General features: G+C 60.8%; 3 protein-coding genes. 1 reads left to right on the top strand and 2 read right to left on the bottom strand.

Going from position 1 to position 2,274, the window contains the following annotated elements:
* Nucleotides 1-209: 209 nt before the first annotated feature.
* Both RDN59_RS12100 and RDN59_RS12095 read right to left on the bottom strand, forming a co-directional pair.
* Nucleotides 210-470, bottom strand: coding sequence for a cell filamentation protein Fic (locus RDN59_RS12100; RefSeq protein ID WP_308608050.1), 261 nt, complete (start codon nt 468-470; stop codon nt 210-212).
* Entirely contained in the window at nt 467-688 is a 222-nt protein-coding gene (locus RDN59_RS12095) for a hypothetical protein (RefSeq protein ID WP_046648693.1), read from the bottom strand. The genes RDN59_RS12100 and RDN59_RS12095 overlap by 4 nt, the downstream gene beginning before the upstream one ends.
* A gap of 79 nt (nt 689-767) precedes the next feature.
* On the opposite strand from RDN59_RS12095, the gene RDN59_RS12090 reads away from it, so the two are divergent.
* Nucleotides 768-2,274: DNA topoisomerase (ATP-hydrolyzing) (locus RDN59_RS12090; RefSeq protein ID WP_308608049.1), on the top strand; the 1,507-nt coding region annotated here is incomplete at its 3' end.

The raw sequence follows: 2,274 nt of genomic DNA, 5'->3' as shown, positions 1-2,274 counted from the left end.
GAGGAGCCACCTTCGCCCTGCTGGAAGTCGGGGTTGAGGTTGTTCTGCCAGTCATTGTCAGCAGTCTTAGCGCTCGCAGCGGGGGCGATGGCAGTGGTGAGGGTTGTGGCCACAACGCCGGCGGCGAGGAACTTCTTCAAAGACACAGAGGACATAGGGAATTCCTTTCTCGAAAGGTAGGGAAGGGAGACTACTTTATCCTGTTTAACTTACATAACTTCTGCAACAGAAAGGTAGACCTGCGCGCACAATCGCGCGAATTCTTCATTCTTTCCATTCAGCGCGGGCACTGAGCGCAAGACCGTCTCCAGCGAGTGTGCCGCCGCAGCGCGGCTGCCGTGCACGGCAATTCCCTCGATGCTCGCCGTGCTCGCGGCGGCGGCAGCGGCTAGGGCGGCGAAGTTGGTTATCCGCACGCGATATACCCGGCAAAACTCCCGCGCGACTACAACCAGTTGCTCAACATTCACTGACGCACCCCTCGTGCCCGGCGGATCTCTGCCTCCAATTCTGAGCGCCCGGGCAGCAGCCGGCGTGCGGTGTCCTGTACCTCAGCATCCGACAAGGTCCGTGCGGCCGCCGCGACGACGGCGCGGACTACCGCCTCGTGCTTGGAAGTACCTTGCGCAGAAGCCAACAAGGTCAGCGCGTGGTCTTGCTCTGGGGTCAGGCGCAGTGTCATAGCCATGGTAGAAATGGTATCATCGTGATACCACTGCCGCGCCAGAAACCGTCTCAGACAGCCCTAAACGGTAAGATAGGGCCTCATGAGTGATAACAACGGTGATCTCTTCGATCGCATCCAACCAATTGACATCAATGAGGAGATGGAGTCGAGCTACATCGACTACGCCATGTCCGTCATCGTCGGCCGCGCCCTGCCGGAGGTGCGCGACGGCCTCAAGCCGGTTCACCGCCGCATCCTCTACGCCATGTATGACTCCGGCTACCGCCCGGACCGTGGCTACGTAAAGTCCGCCCGCCCAGTCTCGGACACGATGGGCCAGTTCCACCCGCACGGTGACTCCGCTATCTACGACACCCTCGTGCGCTTGGCCCAGCCGTGGAACATGCGCTACCCGCTGGTCGACGGCCAAGGTAACTTCGGCTCCCGCGGTAATGACGGCCCGGCAGCTATGCGTTATACCGAGTGCCGCATGACGCCGTTGGCCATGGAGATGGTCCGCGATATCCGCGAAAACACCGTCGACTTCGCCCCGAACTACGACGGTAAGACGCAGGAACCGACCATCCTGCCCTCCCGCGTTCCGAACCTGCTGATGAACGGCTCCGGCGGTATCGCCGTCGGTATGGCCACCAACATTCCGCCGCACAACCTCAACGAGCTGGCGGATGCCATCTACTGGCTGCTGGATAACCCGAATGCTTCTGAGGAAGAAGCCTTGGCAGCCTGCATGGAACGCGTTAAGGGCCCAGATTTCCCCACCGCGGGTCTTATTGTGGGTGACCAGGGCATCAAGGATGCCTACACCACCGGCCGCGGCTCCATCCGTATGCGCGGCGTGACCTCCATTGAGGAGGTGGGCAACCGCCAGACCATCGTTATCACTGAGCTGCCCTACCAGGTCAACCCGGACAACATGATCTCCAATATCGCGGAGTCTGTGGTCAACGGCAAGATCGCCGGCATTGCCAAGATTGAGGATGAGTCCTCCGACCGTGTGGGCATGCGCATCGTTGTCACCCTCAAGCGTGACGCTGTAGCCCGCGTTGTCCTTAATAACCTGTACAAGCATTCCCAGCTGCAGACCTCTTTCGGCGCCAACATGCTTTCCATCGTGGATGGCGTGCCGCGCACCCTGCGCCTAGACCAAATGCTGAGCTACTACGTGGCTCACCAGATCGAGGTCATCGTCCGCCGGACCCAGTTCCGCCTCGATGAGGCCGAGAAGCGCGCCCATATCCTGCGCGGTCTGGTCAAGGCGCTCGACATGCTCGATGAGGTCATCGCGCTCATCCGCCGTTCCCCGACGGTGGAGGAGGCACGCGAGGGCCTGATGCAGCTTCTCGGCGTCGACGAGATCCAGGCCGATGCCATCCTGGCTATGCGTCTGCGTCGCCTGGCTGCCCTGGAGCGCCAGAAGATCATCGATGAGTTGGCCGAGATCGAGGAGATCATCGAGGACCTGAAAGACATCCTGGCTCGCGATGAGCGCCAACGAAAGATCGTCCACGATGAACTTGAGGAAATCGTCGAAAAGTACGGCGATGAGCGTCGCACCCAGATTGTCGCTGCCTCCGGCGACGTCAGCG

Source organism: uncultured Corynebacterium sp. (assembly GCF_902489365.1).
In the GTDB taxonomy this organism is placed as follows: Bacteria; Actinomycetota; Actinomycetes; order Mycobacteriales; family Mycobacteriaceae; genus Corynebacterium.
Note: the sequence above shows the minus strand (reverse complement) of the source record. Positions and strands in the feature narration are given on the sequence as shown.

Bases quoted from the DNA above. Each gene is read 5' to 3' on its own strand.
- RDN59_RS12095 (WP_046648693.1), bottom strand. From the start codon at position 688: ATGGCTATGACACTGCGCCTGACCCCAGAGCAAGACCACGCGCTGACC.